This window comes from Nocardia sp. NPDC050406 (genome assembly GCF_044459025.1).
GTDB lineage: Bacteria > Actinomycetota > Actinomycetes > Mycobacteriales > Mycobacteriaceae > Nocardia.
Genome location: NZ_JBITIM010000001.1, coordinates 2,588,505 through 2,603,574 on the forward strand (window position 1 = coordinate 2,588,505; position 15,070 = coordinate 2,603,574).

General features: G+C 66.3%; 18 protein-coding genes and 1 tRNA gene. 13 read left to right on the forward strand and 6 right to left on the reverse strand.

Annotated elements, in window-relative coordinates; translation table 11 throughout:
* The first annotated feature begins 54 nt into the window (after positions 1 to 54).
* Positions 55 to 423 carry a hypothetical protein gene (locus ACIBH2_RS12350; RefSeq protein WP_397116282.1) on the forward strand — a complete coding sequence of 123 codons (369 nt, stop codon included), beginning with the start codon at positions 55 to 57 and terminating at the stop codon, positions 421 to 423.
* Between the two features lie 73 nt (positions 424 to 496).
* On the opposite strand, the gene ACIBH2_RS12355 is transcribed toward ACIBH2_RS12350, so the two are convergent.
* Positions 497 to 1,708 carry an Ig-like domain-containing protein gene (locus ACIBH2_RS12355; RefSeq protein WP_397116284.1) on the reverse strand — a complete coding sequence of 404 codons (1,212 nt, stop codon included), beginning with the start codon at positions 1,706 to 1,708 and terminating at the stop codon, positions 497 to 499.
* A 328-nt stretch (positions 1,709 to 2,036) separates the two neighbouring features.
* Here ACIBH2_RS12355 and ACIBH2_RS12360 point away from each other — a divergent pair.
* Positions 2,037 to 2,109: transfer RNA gene (locus ACIBH2_RS12360), tRNA-Lys, on the forward strand.
* Between the two features lie 149 nt (positions 2,110 to 2,258).
* Here ACIBH2_RS12360 and ACIBH2_RS12365 read toward each other — a convergent pair.
* On the reverse strand, positions 2,259 to 2,603 hold the full coding sequence (locus ACIBH2_RS12365) for a hypothetical protein (RefSeq protein WP_397116286.1): 345 nt from the start codon (positions 2,601 to 2,603) through the stop codon (positions 2,259 to 2,261).
* A gap of 297 nt (positions 2,604 to 2,900) precedes the next feature.
* Here ACIBH2_RS12365 and ACIBH2_RS12370 point away from each other — a divergent pair, with 297 nt between their 5' ends.
* Together ACIBH2_RS12370 and ACIBH2_RS12375 are read left to right on the forward strand one after the other, a co-directional pair.
* The gene (locus ACIBH2_RS12370; protein WP_397116288.1) at positions 2,901 to 3,890 is read left to right on the forward strand and encodes a GlxA family transcriptional regulator; all 990 of its coding nucleotides are present in this window, start codon (positions 2,901 to 2,903) and stop codon (positions 3,888 to 3,890) included.
* A gap of 72 nt (positions 3,891 to 3,962) precedes the next feature.
* Positions 3,963 to 4,676 carry a DJ-1/PfpI family protein gene (locus ACIBH2_RS12375; protein WP_397116290.1) on the forward strand — a complete coding sequence of 238 codons (714 nt, stop codon included), beginning with the start codon at positions 3,963 to 3,965 and terminating at the stop codon, positions 4,674 to 4,676.
* 132 nt (positions 4,677 to 4,808) lie between these two features.
* Here the strand turns inward: ACIBH2_RS12375 and ACIBH2_RS12380 are convergent, their stop codons facing one another.
* A complete protein-coding gene (locus ACIBH2_RS12380; RefSeq protein WP_397116292.1) occupies positions 4,809 to 5,519 on the reverse strand; it encodes a FadR/GntR family transcriptional regulator in 711 nt (236 codons plus the stop codon).
* Positions 5,520 to 5,708: 189 nt separating this feature from the next.
* Between ACIBH2_RS12380 and ACIBH2_RS12385 the strand changes: the two genes are divergently transcribed.
* The 6 genes from ACIBH2_RS12385 (at position 5,709) to ACIBH2_RS12410 (ending at position 10,116) form a co-directional block, all read left to right on the forward strand.
* Positions 5,709 to 6,074, forward strand: coding sequence for a hypothetical protein (locus ACIBH2_RS12385; RefSeq protein ID WP_397116294.1), 366 nt, complete (start codon positions 5,709 to 5,711; stop codon positions 6,072 to 6,074).
* Between the two features lie 55 nt (positions 6,075 to 6,129).
* Positions 6,130 to 7,023, forward strand: a complete 894-nt coding sequence (locus ACIBH2_RS12390; protein ID WP_397116296.1) for an SDR family NAD(P)-dependent oxidoreductase — start codon at positions 6,130 to 6,132, stop codon at positions 7,021 to 7,023.
* Positions 7,024 to 7,195: 172 nt separating this feature from the next.
* The gene (locus ACIBH2_RS12395; RefSeq protein WP_397116298.1) at positions 7,196 to 7,735 is read left to right on the forward strand and encodes a ricin-type beta-trefoil lectin domain protein; all 540 of its coding nucleotides are present in this window, start codon (positions 7,196 to 7,198) and stop codon (positions 7,733 to 7,735) included.
* Between the two features lie 58 nt (positions 7,736 to 7,793).
* Positions 7,794 to 8,045 (forward strand): hypothetical protein, encoded by a 252-nt coding sequence (locus ACIBH2_RS12400; RefSeq protein ID WP_397116300.1) that lies wholly within the window; start codon positions 7,794 to 7,796, stop codon positions 8,043 to 8,045.
* 71 nt (positions 8,046 to 8,116) lie between these two features.
* Positions 8,117 to 8,797 carry a PAS and ANTAR domain-containing protein gene (locus ACIBH2_RS12405; RefSeq protein ID WP_397117003.1) on the forward strand — a complete coding sequence of 227 codons (681 nt, stop codon included), beginning with the start codon at positions 8,117 to 8,119 and terminating at the stop codon, positions 8,795 to 8,797.
* 260 nt (positions 8,798 to 9,057) lie between these two features.
* Complete coding sequence (locus ACIBH2_RS12410) at positions 9,058 to 10,116, forward strand: saccharopine dehydrogenase (RefSeq protein ID WP_397116302.1); 1,059 nt, start codon at positions 9,058 to 9,060, stop codon at positions 10,114 to 10,116.
* Between the two features lie 71 nt (positions 10,117 to 10,187).
* Here the strand turns inward: ACIBH2_RS12410 and ACIBH2_RS12415 are convergent, their stop codons facing one another.
* Positions 10,188 to 10,778, reverse strand: a complete 591-nt coding sequence (locus tag ACIBH2_RS12415) for a TetR/AcrR family transcriptional regulator (RefSeq protein ID WP_397116304.1) — start codon at positions 10,776 to 10,778, stop codon at positions 10,188 to 10,190.
* A 210-nt stretch (positions 10,779 to 10,988) separates the two neighbouring features.
* On the opposite strand from ACIBH2_RS12415, the gene ACIBH2_RS12420 reads away from it, so the two are divergent.
* Both ACIBH2_RS12420 and ACIBH2_RS12425 read left to right on the forward strand, forming a co-directional pair.
* A complete protein-coding gene (locus tag ACIBH2_RS12420; protein ID WP_397116306.1) occupies positions 10,989 to 12,650 on the forward strand; it encodes a CocE/NonD family hydrolase in 1,662 nt (553 codons plus the stop codon).
* 220 nt (positions 12,651 to 12,870) lie between these two features.
* Positions 12,871 to 13,176, forward strand: coding sequence for a hypothetical protein (locus ACIBH2_RS12425; protein WP_397116308.1), 306 nt, complete (start codon positions 12,871 to 12,873; stop codon positions 13,174 to 13,176).
* Here the strand turns inward: ACIBH2_RS12425 and ACIBH2_RS12430 are convergent.
* On the reverse strand, positions 13,173 to 13,736 hold the full coding sequence (locus tag ACIBH2_RS12430; protein ID WP_397116310.1) for a winged helix-turn-helix transcriptional regulator: 564 nt from the start codon (positions 13,734 to 13,736) through the stop codon (positions 13,173 to 13,175). The genes ACIBH2_RS12425 and ACIBH2_RS12430 overlap by 4 nt on opposite strands.
* A 57-nt stretch (positions 13,737 to 13,793) precedes the next feature.
* Here ACIBH2_RS12430 and ACIBH2_RS12435 point away from each other — a divergent pair, with 57 nt between their 5' ends.
* Entirely contained in the window at positions 13,794 to 14,438 is a 645-nt protein-coding gene (locus ACIBH2_RS12435) for a dihydrofolate reductase family protein (RefSeq protein WP_397116313.1), read from the forward strand.
* A gap of 23 nt (positions 14,439 to 14,461) precedes the next feature.
* Here the strand turns inward: ACIBH2_RS12435 and ACIBH2_RS12440 are convergent, their stop codons facing one another.
* Complete coding sequence (locus ACIBH2_RS12440; RefSeq protein ID WP_397116315.1) at positions 14,462 to 15,067, reverse strand: TetR/AcrR family transcriptional regulator; 606 nt, start codon at positions 15,065 to 15,067, stop codon at positions 14,462 to 14,464.
* Between the last annotated feature and the right edge of the window lie 3 nt (positions 15,068 to 15,070).

Genomic DNA, 15,070 nt, shown 5'->3' on the forward strand with positions numbered 1-15,070 from the left:
AGAACACGGGGGAAGTCGGGGTCCCCCGACCGCTCGATCAGAAAGACCTCACTTGTGAAGCGTTGCGCCGTAACCACTTTCCTGGCGACCGCCGCCATTCTCACGGCGGCTCCCGCCGCCGCCTCCGCGATTCCGCTGGAACCGGCGTCCCCGGCCGCCGATACGGTCGGTGATCCGATGGAGGCCGAGGTCGATGGTTTCGGCTCGGTACAGACCGGTTCGGCGGGCGGGCTCGCCACCACCGGGTCCACCGGCACCGGATCGTTCGGCCTGCCCAATCTCGACAAGATGCTGTTCGGGGATTTCGATGTGCTGTGCGCGGTCACCGGCAGCGCGTTCACGCCCTCGGGCAAGACCGGATTCGGCTGCGACGGCATCAAGGACAACAAGCCACCGGCCACCGTCGCCGACGGCCTCGGCTGAGCACGTCGGCTTTCTGTAGCGAGCACCGAAAAGGGGCCCGGCCTTGGATGGCCGGGCCCCTTCGCGTGTCGGATCAGCGGTTGTCGTCCGCGTTCCCGGCCTTCCAGACATTCCACGGAATGTTCCAGTCGCCCAGGCCGTCCACGCCCGACAGCGTGCCGCCGACCGTGTTCTTGATGATGGTGATGTCACCGCGCTTGGCGTTCTCGTAGACCCAGCGGGCATTGTCCGGGCTCAGGTTCAGACAGCCGTGGCTGGTGTTGTAGGAGCCCTGCGCGCCCACCGACCACGGAGCCGAGTGGAAGAAGATGCCGGAGTACGAGATTCGCGTCGCCCAGTCGACGGGTGTCTTGTAGCCGTCGGGCGAGTTCACCGCCACACCGTAGGTGGAGGAGTCCATGATGATCTTCTCGTGCCGGTCGGACACGATGTAGATGCCGTTGTCCGTGGGCGTCGCGTCCTTGCCCATGGAGGTCGGCATGGTCTTGATCACCTGACCGTTCTTCTCGACCACCACCTGATGGGTGTTGTCGTCGGCGGTGAAGACCATCGCGTCGCCGACGGTGAACGACGAGTTGATGTCCGCGTCACCGATCAGGCCGTTGCCGAGATCCTTGCCGTAGGTCTGCACGGCGATATCGACCTTGGTGCCCGGGGCCCAGAAATGCTCTGGCCGCCACCGGACTTCACGATTGTTCACCCAGTAGAAGGCGCCCTCGACCGCGGGCGTGGTCGTGATCTTGATCGCGGCCTGCGCGGCCTTGCGGTCCGGGATGTTCTCGTCGAACTGAATCGCGACCGGCTGGCCGATACCGACCACTTCGTTCTCACCCGGGAGCAGGTACGGGTGCGTGCGGTTGTTCGGCGAGATCGTGGTGAAGTTCATGGAGGTGGTGGACTTGCCGCCCAGACCCATGGCGTCGACGGTCAGCGTGTAGGCGCGGCCGAATCCCAAGGGCTCGGTCAACTTCCACGACAGTCCGTCCGGGGCGATCTCGCCGCCGACCTGACGACCCTCCGGGTTGACCAAACTCACACTGGTGAGTTTGCCGTCCGCGACCTGCAAAACCAGTGGGTCGCCGGGCGATACGCCCTTCTGACCGTCCTTGATGGGCGCGGTGATCTTCGGCTTGATGAGCTCGCTGATCGGATTCGAATCGATCGCCACCGACGACGAATCCGACGATCCGGAAGAGCACGCCCCCAGCGCGAGTACTAGCGCCGACAACACGGCCACGGAACCCAAAAGCTTCCTCGACCTGCGCCGACCCGGACTCATACTCATGTTCAACCCCACTTCAACGTCTCGGTGCGCGTCCAGAGCCCCCTGCCAGTGCCCCGACTACGCCTGCTCGACCCACCACACCTGCGGGGAGCGGTCGAGACACGCCCATTCTGCCAGGTCCAGAGGTCCCATTGGACGCACACGAGCACCCTCCACAGGGCTCGACCCATTCATCCGAACTCGACCCCGTTCCGTTAACACGGTTGATCACTTTCTTCCACCCGGACAAAACCCCAGCTAGAACACCCGATTTCACTTTCTCCACCCCCGCCTGTTAATGTTCTTTCCGCACCGAGGAGCCCGGCCCAGCCGGAACCCCCAGGAGCACGCGCCATTAGCTCAATTGGCAGAGCAGCTGACTCTTAATCAGCGGGTTCGGGGTTCGAGTCCCTGATGGCGCACAAAGCAGTCCCCTGACCAGGCAGTACGGTCAGGGGACTGTTTCGTTCTATCGCTGGATCGGGCCTTCTTCGAAGGAAGCACCAAAACTTCAGCGCCGCACAGGTCTTCAGGCGCCGCGCTCGATCTGACCGACGCCGCGACCTGTTGCTCAGAAGGGGTTGGTGATGAAGATTCTGGTGTTCGAGCCCGGAAGGGCGTACATCGCGTGGGGACGCCCGGAGGGGTCGATCTGGTACGCCGCGTCGGCCCAGCCGACCCAGCCACCGACCTCGTCGTTCCACTCGAACGCGCACTGAATATTGCTGTTGCCCCACGGGCTGATCACCGGCTGATGGCGACCGTCCCAAGCCTGGCCGTCGGTGACGTCACGGAAGTAGTCCGAGCACGGATGCCAGCTCTGGGGTGGCACCGCCGATGCGGTCGGGGCAAGCACCCCACCCGCGCCGAGACCCGCTCCGATCAACAGCGTCGTGCACACGAGGGCTCGTTTCATGACTCTCCCTTCGATCAGCGCCCATCGCGGGGCTGATCCGCGTTTCAGGTGCGCGGTCGCACAGCGCCACAGCACGATGTCGCGCCACCCAATTGATACTGGACGCTCGATATATAGATAGCTGAACGATTGCTGTTACTGCGGGTCAGTCTAAGAACAACCAGCGAGGCAGTCGAGCACCAACCTCCTGTCCATGTCACGCGCGCCGTCGTCGGTGCCACGTTCTACGGCTTCGTGGCTGAAACCGCAATCATTGCGTCGTTGACGCCACGCCCCTCGCCTCGCCACGATGTGCTGATGCCCACGAGACTGATTCAGTTGGCGGTGTTCGACGGCTTCCAACTGCTCGACCTCTCCGGACCGGCGGATGTGTTCAACGCCGCCGCCCTGCTGGGCGGGGCTCCGCTGTACGAGATCGAAATCGTGGCCGCGCGGCCCGGGTTGGTACGGACGCTGAGCGGCATTGGGGTTCACGCCGTCCGCGCGATCGGTGAGCAGTCGGAAGCGGTCGACACCCTGATCGTGACAGGGGGTGTGGTCAGTGCGCCCGCGTCGCGAGACGCCGTTCTGATCGACGGGATTCGGCGCACCGCGGAGCGGGCCCGTCGAGTGGCATCGGTGTGTTCGGGGGCTTTCCTGTTGGCGGAAGCCGGTCTGTTGCGTGGTCGCAGGGTGACCACGCATTGGGCGGGCAGCAGTGGGCTGGCCGAGCGGTATCCCGATATCCGGGTGGAGCCCGACCGCATCTATGTCCAGGACGGCGAAATCTGGACTTCAGCGGGTGTCACGGCCGGTATCGACCTCGCCATGGCGATGGTGGCCGACGATCACGGGACCGACCTCGCGCGCGAGATCTCGCGCTGGCTCGTGGTCTATCTGCACCGTCCCGGCGGGCAGAGCCAGTTCAGCGTCCCGGTCGCCGCCGGGCCACCGCGCCGAAAACCCCTGCGGGCGTTGCAGATATGGATCGAGGAGAACCTCGCCGCCGATCTGACGTTGGAAACGCTGGCGGCACAGTCGAATATGAGCACCCGCAATTTCACGCGGGTCTTCGCGGCGGAGTTCGGTACCACACCGGCGCGATACGTCGAGAAGGCCCGCACCGCGGCGGCGCGACGTCTACTCGAGACCACCGACTACCCGTTGGACCGCATCGGCGCGGCGGTCGGGCTGCCTCGCCCGGAGACGCTGTACCGGACATTCCAGCGACAACTCGGCGTCGCTCCCGGCGCGTACCGAGAACGATTCGCCCAGCCCCGCGCGTCGGCCTCAGTTCGAGAAGACTGATCCGAAGGTTGGCTGGAATCGCAATGAATGCGTCGTAGCGGCCACCGCTCTCGCGCTTACATGCTGGAAGCCATGCAGATCGCCTTCGTGACCTACCCCGGACTGACAGCACTCGACCTCATCGGCCCGTACGAGGCCCTGCGCACCATCCCCCATGCCGAAGTGCGCTTCGTCTGGCACGAAATCGGCCCGATCACAACCGATTCCGGCGTCCTGGTCCTGGGCGCGACGCACACCCTCGCCGAAACACCGCATCCCGATATCGTCCTGGTCCCGGGCTCGGGCGTATCCACGCCCAGCACCGCACGAGATGCGGTGCTACAGAACTGGTTACGGACGGCACACGAAACCTCGACCTGGACGCTGTCGGTATGCAGCGGCTCCGTCATCCTGGCCGCGGCCGGACTCCTGGACGGCAAACCCGCCACCTCCCACTGGCAGGCCCTCGATCTGCTGCGCCCCTTCGGCGCACGCCCACAGGGCGATTCACGCATCGTCCGCGCGGGAAAAATAGTCACTTCCGCCGGAGTATCAGCCGGAATCGACCTCGGCCTGTTCCTGCTCGGCGAAATAGCCGGAAGGTCCTACGCCGAGGCAGTCCAACTGTCCTTGGAGTACGACCCCCAACCTCCTTTCGACTCGGGCCACACCAGCAAAGCCTCCCTCAAGACGAAGGCCCTCGCCTACAAACTCATGGCCCGACAAGGGATCTTCCGGCCAGCCGAATTGGCCGCGGCCACCCGCCTGGCCTGGGACGCATGCCTCGCCCGCGTACGCCAGCCGTAGTTGTCTCGGCCGTGCGTGGGATCGACTGTGTTCGAAACCGTTGAACCGCACCGTGCTTCGCGGTCTCGACGTCGACAGGCCGTACTGCGGCTGCAGTACGCACCCGATGCATTCGCCCATGGTGACGGAATTTCACAAGGCTGGACGTTCGGAGGAGGGGATCAGGGACAGCCATGCCGTGGAGTAGTCGCGGGCCGCGTGTTCGGCGCGGTCGGGGTCACCGGAGGCAATCGCGTCGATGAGCGCGCCCATCCCCGCGATCCACCGTCGACCGGCGGCGGCGCTCCAGTCGATGTCGGTCGGCACACCGGTGGTGGGGGTGTCGAGGACGAACCGGTAGAGCTCGCCCAGCAGGGGATTGTCCGCGGTCTCGGCAATCGCGTAGAACAATGCCAGCGCTGCGGGTAGGAAGTCGGCCAGATGCTCGGCGTCCAGGCACCCCGGTTCGAGACCGGCCAGCTGTGCCCGGAAGCGCTCGATGTCGGATTCAGTCGCCCGGATCGCGGCCAGACGGGCGACGCGTTGTTCGAGCATGGCCCGGACTTCCAGCGCCTCCCGCGGGCGGGCGCGCGAGACGCGTTCGACCAGCGGGAATTCCAGGGCGCTGTCGGACCGCACGTAGGTTCCATCACCCGGGCGCGGTTCGAGCATCCGCACCTGCACCAGCGCCCGCACCGCCTCACGCACCGTGGACCGGCCCACACCCAAGGCCGAAATCAGTTCAGGTTCGGCCGGAATCCGGGTGCCAATCGGCCACTCGCCGCGCGTGATCTTCTCCCGCAACGTGTCGGCTACCTGCTGTGACAGTGGTGGATTGCGGATGGGTTGAGCCAACTCGTCCACGAACACTTCCTTCGATTATGCGAACTGTCGCCGGTGTCACACCACGACACGACATTGTTGACAAACATCTGATGTTTAACTCTACTGGATGCGGGCGCGGCAGGGAACAACACTCCAGCTAACCCACGGCACTACGCAAGCGCCGACCCCATGAGCACCGACACCACGACAGATGAGCGAGGTTCGATCATGCGCACCACAGTCTTGTCCGCCCTCCTTGCCGCGACGGCGGTCGGCGGATTCCTCTCGACCGCCGCGGGCAGTGCCCAGGCCAATCCACCCAGCACCGCCCCCGCGCCGCAATGCCAGCTCATCGGCGTCCCCGCGCACATGCTCGCCTACGCGCTGGACTCCAATGACCCGCCCAGTAACCCGGCCGCGGTGGCTTTGTACGACCTCGAACGCCAGATGTGTCCGGCCCCGCCCGCATCGGAGCCCGCTCCGGTCGAGGGTGCCCCGTGCGGCTACGAGGGGCATGGGCGGTGGGTGCACCTCGAGGGCGGCAACGCCGCCCACTACGGCACCGAGTGGATGTGCGACAACCCCAACGGATAGCGCGAGCGCGACCCCCGCCCTGCACAGCCCCGACTCGATTCGGAAGGACTACGCCATGCGCCTCAACGGAATACGCGACCACCACACCGACCTGCGCGCTGTGCCCGTTGGACAGCTGGATCTGCACGGCCAGCGCCTGGTCGTCATCGGCGGCACCAACGGACTCGGGCGCGCGATGGCCCGGCAAGCAGCCGACCTCGGCGCGAATGTCACTGTGGTCGGGCGCACCCTGCGCGAGGAAACCAGCACGAGGCCGGAGTTCGTGCGAGCCGATCTGTCCTCCATGGTCGAGGCGTCGCGGCTGGGCCGGGAGCTACCGGTCGAATCGGCCGACGTCGTCGTGTTCAGCCAGGGCATCTTCGCCGCCAAGACCCGGCAGGAAACCGCCGAGGGCATCGAACGCGACATGGCGACCAGCTACCTGAGTCGGCTGGCCGTCTTGCAGGGCCTGGCCCCGCGACTGGGCACCGCCCGTGGCCCCGCCGCGAAGACCGCACGCGTGTTCGTGATGGGCGCCCCCGGCACGGCGGCCCTGGGCAATCCCGACGACCTCAACGCCGAACACCACTATCGCGGAGTGACAGCACATCAGAACACCGTCGCCGCCAACGAGGCGCTGGTGCTCGCCGGTAAGGACCGGTGGCCGCACCTGAACTTCTTCGGCATCAACCCCGGACCGATCAAGACCGACATCCTGGCCAACAACCTCGGCGAAGGCAGCCTCACTCACCGGCTCGCGCAAACGATCATCGGGCTGGTCCGACAATCCCCGGAAACCTTCGCCACACGGATCGTGCCGGTCTTGTTCGCTCCTGGCCTCGACAACCGCACCGCGGTCATGATCAATGGCAAAGGCCAGCCGACCCTGGCGTCGCGAGGCATGAGCCCCGAACGCGTGCAACAGTTCATGACCGCCTCCGACATACTGCTGCGCCGCGCGCTGGCCTGAACGAACCCGGCAGGGCTGTCGGGGGATCGTCGACACCGGCGAGCAATGACGATAAGAGATTGTTGAGGATCTTGAAATCGGCGCCGGTTAGATTTGCGTGTATCGAATGAAAAGCATTCAGCCGCAAAGGAAGTCGCTTCGTCGGTCGGCTGTGCTTTGGAGGGGGAACGGTATGAAGAACTCGACCACTGATATGAATCGCGCCTCGGGAAAGTCGTCGCGGATGGCGCGGCGACGTCTCGGGAGTCTGCTCGGACAAGCGGCGGCGTTGGCCGCCGCGGCGGTGATGATCGGCGCACCGTCGAGCTGGGCCGCGAGCACGACGCTGCCCAACGGCCTCAACCCTGGTCTGTGCCTGGATGCGCAAACCCTCGATGGGCGCACACTCACCGGAGCGGTGCAGATGTACGCCTGCAACGGAGGGCGAGCGCAGCAGTGGATCAGTGGATCCGGAAACAGCTTGCGCAACGGCCTCAATCAGGCCTTGTGCCTGGACGCCCAAACCCTCGACGGACGCACGCTCACCGGCAAGGTGCAGATGTACGCCTGCAACGGGGGACGAGCGCAGCAGTGGATCAGTGGATCCGGAAACAGCTTGCGCAACGGCCTCAATCAGGGCTTGTGCCTGGACGCCCAAACCCTCGACGGACGCACGCTCACCGGCAAGGTACAGATGTACGCCTGCAACGGAGGGCGGGCCCAGCAGTGGTGAAGGACCATTACCAGCCGACTGCTTGTAGTGATGTTGCGGGACAACGCAAAGGAACACGATGAAGTCAGCAATCGCCGCCATCATGATCGCGGCATTCAGCTTGTTGGGGCTCGGCCAGGCTTCGGCGACAACGTCCGATATCGCGCAGACGAGCTATCTCGCCACGAGTTCCGATCGCGGAAACGGTAGTGGGAGCAATCCCAGCAAGTGCAAGAACCCGGACAGGACCGCGTGCCCCGACGGCTCCGATCCTCGCGGTAACAAGCCCAGCCGCAACGACAGCGGCCGCGACACCGTCGGTGGCCGATGAGATGAGCGGACCCGCGTTTCGGGCGGTGAGGTCCAACTTCGTGTTGGACACCGGATAATGGCTCGGTGACGCTGTCCGAGCCCACCCCGGTCGCCGGGCGACCCGAGGACCCCACCACCGAGGCCGATCATGGCCCGGTGGTGGGCAGTTTCCGATTCTGGTTTCTGTCCCGCCGCTGGGACTGGTCGCCAGAGGTGTACACGATGCACGGCTACACCCCGGGAGAGGTCGAGCCGACCACGGAATTGCTGCTCTCCCACAAACATCCCGACGACCGGGATCGGGTGGCCGAGGCCATTCTGGGTTCGCTGCACGAGGAGCGGCCGTTCTCGAGCCGTCATCGCATCATCGACATCACCGGTCGGGTGCGCCAGGTGATGCTGGTGTCCGATCGCATCCTCGACGCCACCGGACGCGCGGTGGGCACCAGCGGGTTCTACATCGATCTCGACGCCACCCTCGCCGCGGCCGAACGCGACACCCTCGATGCGGTGATGCCCGAAGTCGTGGCGGCCCGCGCGGCGATCGAACAGGCCAAAGGAGTGCTGATGCGCACCTACCGCATCAGCGCCGACCAAGCCTTCCAACTGCTGAAATGGCGATCCCAGGAGACCAACATCAAGCTGCGGGATCTGGCCGAGGCCCTGCTCATCGCGCTGCCGGAATTGCCGCCCGCCGCGCCGGATACGGTCGCCGCGTTCGACCATCTGCTGCTCACCGTGCACCAGCGGCTTGGGCCCGGTAACGGTTGAGCGGGTATCCGATCGTCCACACTGGACCTCGGCTCCGCCTCAGCTGACAGCGACCCTCGCCCGCACCAGTCGGCCCGGTGTCCGCTCTTTTCCGATCGGGCGAGATCCACTTCCGCGACCATCAACCCGATCGGTCCGACGTTGCTTGGGCAGGGGGCTGGGGCGGTCACTCGTGCTCCTTGCGCTGTCTCACCAACTTAGCTACAAAAAGTAGGTTACATAACGTAGCTTAAGTGTGTGTTTGAGACAGAGGCGAGGAAATGACTGTGGAGCAGCCGAAATCGGTACTGATGCTGGGTGGCTCGGGCGTGGTGGGGGCGGGTGCCGCGCGATTTCTACGTCGGTGGCATCCGTCGCTGCGACTGACGGTGGCCGGTCGAAATCTCGACCGCGCGCGGCGGATCGCCGATGAGCTCGGCGGCGCGGCGGCGATCACGGTGGACCTGAGCCGCGAGGATTTGGGGATGCCGGTCGATTCGCGGTATTCGGCGGTGGTGGCGACGGTGTGGGACGAGCAGTTGCAGGGGTTGGCCTACGCGCAACGGCATTCGCTGCCGTATCTGAGCATCTCGAGCGGCATGGTCGATCTCGCGCCGGAGGTCATCGCGAGCGCGCAACGTGGCGGTGCGACGCCGGTGCTGGTGAGCAGCCACTGGTTCGCCGGGCTGCTGGTGTTGGCCACGATGGAGTTGGCGCGTGAGTTCGACCAGGTCGACGGAATCCGGCTCGGTGCGCTGATCGACGATCAAGACCTCGGTGGCCCCGCCGGGATGGAGGAGTTGGCGCGCTGGAGCGGGTTGCCGCCCGCGGGCTACGTGCGCCGTGGCGGGGTGTTCGTGTGGATCGGAGGCGAGGACGCGCAGGCCAGCGTGCGCGCCGTCGACGGCGTGCTGGTGCCGGGGTTCGCCATGGCCTACCCCGATGTGCCGAGCCTGGCCCTGGCCACCGGAGCACGCGAGGTGCGCTTCGATCTCGCGATCGGGGAATCCTCGGGCCGCCGCCGCGGTGAGGCTCCGACGATGGAGATCCGCATCGACCTCGACGGCGTCGACGCCGCGGGTAATCCGCTGAGCCGCGGCTACTACCTCCTTCACCCCCAAGGCCAGGCACCGCTGACCTCGCTGGGCGTGGCGCTCGGCGTGGAGCGCATGCTCGGTCTGGGCGACGAGCCCGCTGTGGACGCGGGCATCCAAACCCCCGAGGCCATCCTCGCGCCCGCGTACGCGGTGGGCCGCATGGTCGAGATGGGCAGCGCCTTCCTCGACGCCGCCACCTGCCGCCCGATCGAAGGCCACTTCGCGGCCAACGCCGCGAAATAGGCTGACAGTCAACACCACACGTCGAGCGGGCATGCGCGGCCGCCCGGCGTGTGGGATTTGCCTGCCGATGCCTAGGCGTCGTCGATGGCGAGGTCGATCCCCGCCACGATGAGGCCGGTGAGTGCTTCGGTAGCCTCGGCGAGGCTGGCGCGTCCTCGGATCAGTTCGGCCGCAATGGTTTCGGCCGCGCCCATCACTCCGAAACACCGCAGCCGCAGCGCCTCGGTGGGCAGGGTCGAATACGGTCCGAACGCGGTGAGCATCACCTCGGCATAGCTGTCACAGAGTTCGAGTTCGATCTCGTCGAGCTCGGGGTCGCCCTTCAACGCCGCCGACACCGCGGTCCACTCGGGTATCTCGCTCACGCACCCGAAGTAGGCGGCGCTCACCGCCCGCGCCAACGCGCGCGGCTCGGGTGACACGTCGTCGAGCGCTCGCGTGGACGCCTCGCGCAGCTGGTCGGCGAGTTGGCGATACAGCGCCAGCAGCAGCCCGGAGCGCGTGCCGAAGTGGTCGTAGACGATCGGGCGACTGACACCGGCCGCCTCGGCGAGGCTGACCAGGCTCAGGTTGTCGGTGCCCTGCGTGCGCACCATGCCCAGCGCCGTGTCGAGCAGTTGCTCGCGGCGGGCCTGCCGCGTCAGACGGGTCGTCGTCGGCAATTTTCCTCCCTTGTGATCGCCTCCAGCGTACGCTACAAACTGTAGGTTACATTTTGTAGGTCAATGGGGATCTCGAGAGGAAATCACCATGAAACGACAAGTCGCGCAAGCCCGCGCACGCGCCACCAGCCCCACACACCCTCCCGCAGACCCCTTGGACAGCGCCTATGGCACCGGCGGGTGCACCCGCCGCGAGATCGGGGATCGGCGATGAACCGGGATTGGCGCGAAGGGCTGCGCGCGGCGGCGGGACGCGTGGTCGACGCGTGGCTGAAGGTCCCACCCGCGACCGTGCCCGTACCGCAGGAAACCCGAGACCTGGTCATCCCCATGCCCGACGGTGTCGAGCTGCTCGCCGACCGGCTGCGCCCGCCCGGCGAGACACCGCTGCCGGTGGTACTGCTGCGCAGCCCTTACGGGAGAAGGGGTGCGTTCATGGCCTTGTTCGGCCCGGTCTTCGCCCGCCGCGGGCTGCAAGTGGTGACCGTCAGCTCGCGCGGCACCTTCGGCTCCGGCGGCACCTTCCGACCGTTCGACGACGAGAAGTCCGACGGACTGGCCGTGATCGCGTGGCTGCGCGAACAACCTTGGTGCGACGGTCGCATCGCCACCGCCGGAGCAAGCTATCTCGGCCACACCCAATGGGCGGTCGCCCCGTATCTCGACAAACCACTCGAAGCGATGTGTATCGCGGTGGGCGCGTCGGAGTACGTCAGCTCGATGTACCCCGGCGGCGCATTCGCCCTGGACAATTCGCTGTCCTGGTCGGTGCTGATCGGTGTACAGGAACAGGGCCTCGGTGGGATGCAGCAGATCTCACCTGGCTTCGGATTCAGGCGCCGCACCCGCAAGGCCATGCACACGCTGCCGTTGACCCAGGCCGACCTCGCCGCGATGGGCAGACCCTCGCCGTTCTTCGCCGACTTGGTCGGCAACGTCGAATCGACCCAACGCTGGGACTCGATCGACCACAGCGCGGGCGCGGACAGCCTCACCACCCCGGTCAGCATCGCCACCGGCTGGCACGATCTCTTTCTGCCTGCGGCACTGCGCGATTTCACTCGACTACGCGCTCGTGGAACATCGGCGCGCCTCACCATCGGCCCATGGGGACACGGCGAGATACGCAGCTACCCGACTCTCGTCGCCGACCAATTGTCCTGGCTGACATCACATCTGCTCGACGACCGCACACACCCGCAACGCTCCGCCGTGCGGCTGTACGTGCAGCGCGCTGACGCCTGGCGCGATTTCGCGACCTGGCCACCACCGTCGACCCCGACCCCGCTGTTCCTGCGCGCCGCCGGACACCTCGGCGAGACCTCCGTCGAATCAGAGCCCGACTCGTTCACCTATGACCCCGCCGACCCCACTCCGTCGGTGGGCGGGTTGATGCTGTTGGGCAAGACCCACGGCCAAGACAACCGCTCCGTCGAGGCCCGCCCCGACGTTCTCGTGTACACCAGCGAGCGTCTCGACCGCGATCTCGATGTCATCGGCGAGGTCAGCGCCACCATCCACGTCCGCACCCGATCCGGCCATGCCGATGTATTCGTGCGTGTGTGCGATGTCGACGCCCGCGGAATATCGCGCAACGTCACCGATGGAATCGTGCGCCTGCATCCCGATAAGCACGCCGTTGATGACGACGGCGTGGCCACGGTCCAGGTCGAACTCACCGGCACCGCCTTCCGATTCCGGCGCGGTCATCGCCTTCGCGTGCAGGTCTGTGGCGGTGCGTTCCCACGCTTCGCCCGCAACCACGGCACCGGCGACGCCACCGCCACCGCTGTCAGCTCCGCCGCCTACAACGTTGAGATCTTCCACGACCCGGCCCACCCCTCGCGGATCGTGCTTCCGATATCCACCTGACGCGCCGCCGAAGCGCAGTGAACGGCACGAAATGTCAGGCATCGACCCGTTTCGATCCGGCTCGACCCTAGCGCGCCATCTCAATTCGCTGATTTGTAACCAAAATCCGACTTACCGGTCTTCTCCCGTCACGCTATCGTCCGATTAGCAGTAGCAAGCCGCCGCGCCGCGCGCATCCGGTCTCGTGGGTGCCCGCGCTCAGGGGAAGGAGGCATTCGCGATGGCTCTGCGCTGGACTGACTATCTGACGGTCGATCCGCCCCGGCCGTTTCGGATCCGCTACCGCGACGGTCGTCTGGTCGCCGCCGAGGTCATCGGCGCCCAGGTGCTGCACGACGACTTGCGCTGCGGCCCCGAGCATGTCACCCCGGGGCAGGTGTGCGAGTACTGTGTGCTGTTCGCCGACCGTCACATCGAGATCGTCGTCGCCACCGAGTGTGGTTGGCACCTGTGCGGCCAGCCGGTGACCCTGCTCGACCTCGCTCGCGTTTTCGCCCCCGACACACGACCGCCGTTCGCAAGCTAGAGGGCCCCGGCAGCTCGGATCGACCCCGTCGCACCGAAGGATGCGGTACCGGCTGCTTCGTCGTAGGCGGCGGTCAGTTCCGCGAGCACTCCGTCGGTGGGGATCGCCGCTCTTGCCAAGTGGATGGTGCGCAGCTCGGCCATGAATCGTTCCCACAGCGGGGGGCCACCAGCGGCCAAGAGTTCGGCCCGCACCCGTAGTTCCGGTGCCGTGTCCAGCCAGCGGGCGCCCCACGCGCCCAGTTGGGCCATCACCGGGACGAGTTCGATGGCCGCCTCGGTGAGATGGTATTCGACCTTCTGGCGGTGGCTCGGGTCGTCGTCGCGGGTGAGCAGGCCCGCGGCGACGAGTTTCGCGAGGCGAGCGGCCAGGATGTTGGACGCGATGCCCTCGAGGGATGCGGTGAGCAGTTCTCGGAAGTGCGTGTTGCCACTGAACATGATGTCGCGCAGGACAATCAGGCTCCATCGGTCCCCGAGAAGCTCGATGGTCATATTGATCGGACAGCCCGACTTGCCGGGGGGCACCGGCAGTTTGTCGTGTGCAACTGGTTGCGCCATGGGATCAGTCTAGGTAGGTTCCCAACTGATTGCAGATTGCAATCGGAAGGGGTTCCGATGACACAACTCGTCCGCGTTCAGAACTTCTCCGTGTCCGCCGATGGATACGGTGCCGGGGAAGGGCAAAGCCTCGAGCGTCCGTTCGGCCACGCCGATCCCAGTGACCTCATGTCCTGGGCGGGCGCTACCGCGCACTGGGTCAACCGGACCGAGCCCGGGGGCACCTACGGCCTCGACGACTACATCACGCGCGACTACGCCAACAACATCGGCGCGGAGATCATGGGGCGCAACAAATTCGGCCCGCAGCGGGGGCCGTGGGATAACTACGACTGGCAGGGCTGGTGGGGTGATGAACCTCCGTTCCGCACACCGGTATTCGTCCTCACGCACCATGCGCGGCCTTCATTCACGCTGGGGGACACCACGTTCCACTTCATCGACACGTCTCCGAAGGACGCGCTGGCGCAGGCCCTCGATGCGGCCGAAGGCAAGGACGTACGGATCGGCGGCGGTGTTGCCACGGTTCGGGCATTCCTCGACGCCGACCTGATCGACACCATGCATGTCGCCGTCGCGCCGGTCGAACTGGGTCGTGGCGAACGGTTCTGGACGGGTCCTGACGAACTCGCCGAGCGCTTTCATATGGAGCGGGTCCCGAGCCCGAGCGGGATGGTGCATCACTTCTTCTGGCGACGCTGAGCGTCTGCGGCGCGGGCGTGTGGTCAGGCGCTGCCGTGCCGAGCGGATTCCCGCGTCGCGGCCGTCCATCCGGTGTCGAGAAGGGCGAAGATTCGGTCGAGTGCCCGCTCGGGGTCGTCTCGTCCGTGGACGAGGCTGACGGCTTCGAGGGCGAAGTGGGCCAGAGCGTGGGCGGCGGGGTCGTTGTCGGGTAGTCCGGTGTCGGCGACGATCGCTGCGGCCAAGGCGTTTTCGTGGCGCAGCCATATGCGCCGAGCCCGCTCGCGCAGGACCGGTGTGGTCTCGATCAGGTGGAGGAACTCGGGGAAGCGAGGGTCGGTGCGGACCTGTCGAGAGCGCTCGTCGTGCAGCAGCGCGCGCAGCGCCTGGGGGATCGACTGGCCGGTCGGGCGCTCGCGGACGGCGGCGACGAGCGCCTCCTCGCGGTCGGCATCCTGGTCGAAGATCAGTGCTTCCTTGCCGTCGGGGAAGTGCTTGAACAGCGTGGCCACCGAGACGTCGGCGGCGTCGGCGATCTCCCGCACGCCGACCGCGTCGTAGCCGCGCTCCAGAAACAGCCTCAGCGCCGCATCCGCCAGGGCTTGGCGGTTAGCGGCTTTCTTGCGCTCGCGGCGTCCTGGTTCGGGCATGCG

Bases quoted from the DNA above. Each gene is read 5' to 3' on its own strand.
- ACIBH2_RS12355 (WP_397116284.1), bottom strand. From the start codon at position 1,708: ATGAGTATGAGTCCGGGTCGGCGCAGGTCGAGGAAGCTTTTGGGTTCC.
- ACIBH2_RS12365 (WP_397116286.1), bottom strand. From the start codon at position 2,603: ATGAAACGAGCCCTCGTGTGCACGACGCTGTTGATCGGAGCGGGTCTC.
- ACIBH2_RS12370 (WP_397116288.1), top strand. From the start codon at position 2,901: ATGCCCACGAGACTGATTCAGTTGGCGGTGTTCGACGGCTTCCAACTG.
- ACIBH2_RS12375 (WP_397116290.1), top strand. From the start codon at position 3,963: ATGCAGATCGCCTTCGTGACCTACCCCGGACTGACAGCACTCGACCTC.
- ACIBH2_RS12385 (WP_397116294.1), top strand. From the start codon at position 5,709: ATGCGCACCACAGTCTTGTCCGCCCTCCTTGCCGCGACGGCGGTCGGC.
- ACIBH2_RS12390 (WP_397116296.1), top strand. From the start codon at position 6,130: ATGCGCCTCAACGGAATACGCGACCACCACACCGACCTGCGCGCTGTG.
- ACIBH2_RS12395 (WP_397116298.1), top strand. From the start codon at position 7,196: ATGAAGAACTCGACCACTGATATGAATCGCGCCTCGGGAAAGTCGTCG.
- ACIBH2_RS12400 (WP_397116300.1), top strand. From the start codon at position 7,794: ATGAAGTCAGCAATCGCCGCCATCATGATCGCGGCATTCAGCTTGTTG.
- ACIBH2_RS12410 (WP_397116302.1), top strand. From the start codon at position 9,058: ATGACTGTGGAGCAGCCGAAATCGGTACTGATGCTGGGTGGCTCGGGC.
- ACIBH2_RS12420 (WP_397116306.1), top strand. From the start codon at position 10,989: ATGAACCGGGATTGGCGCGAAGGGCTGCGCGCGGCGGCGGGACGCGTG.
- ACIBH2_RS12425 (WP_397116308.1), top strand. From the start codon at position 12,871: ATGGCTCTGCGCTGGACTGACTATCTGACGGTCGATCCGCCCCGGCCG.
- ACIBH2_RS12430 (WP_397116310.1), bottom strand. From the start codon at position 13,736: ATGGCGCAACCAGTTGCACACGACAAACTGCCGGTGCCCCCCGGCAAG.
- ACIBH2_RS12435 (WP_397116313.1), top strand. From the start codon at position 13,794: ATGACACAACTCGTCCGCGTTCAGAACTTCTCCGTGTCCGCCGATGGA.
- ACIBH2_RS12440 (WP_397116315.1), bottom strand. From the start codon at position 15,067: ATGCCCGAACCAGGACGCCGCGAGCGCAAGAAAGCCGCTAACCGCCAA.